At 31.0% G+C, this 255-nt stretch carries 1 protein-coding gene; it reads left to right on the top strand.

All coding sequences use genetic code 11. The annotated features are described in order from the left end of the window. Positions 1-255 (top strand): hypothetical protein (locus FE392_RS20840; RefSeq protein WP_439153523.1); only part of this gene is annotated, 255 nt, incomplete at both ends.

The following is a 255-nucleotide window of genomic DNA, read 5'->3' as shown; positions in this document are numbered from 1 at the left end:
GATATGAAAAAAAAGGTTGATGCAGCGGTTATTATAAAGAGCGATTATGAACGTTTGCAAAAAACGGATCTTGTAAAAGAAAACAAAGAATTACATAGTGCAGTCGATGAGATATGTGACTCACTTAAAGAATCTCAAAAGAGAAATGTAGGGTTACAGAAGGAAAACAAACAATTAAGTACAGAAATAAGCTCATTAAAGGCTCATATAAGAGATTTGCAGATTAATATAAAGGTTTTATATCAACAGACGAAA

This window comes from Xenorhabdus santafensis, assembly GCF_033949405.1.
In the GTDB taxonomy this organism is placed as follows: Bacteria; Pseudomonadota; Gammaproteobacteria; order Enterobacterales; family Enterobacteriaceae; genus Xenorhabdus; species Xenorhabdus santafensis.
The sequence above is the reverse complement of the archived record's forward strand: the minus strand, read 5'-3'. Positions and strand labels throughout refer to the sequence as shown.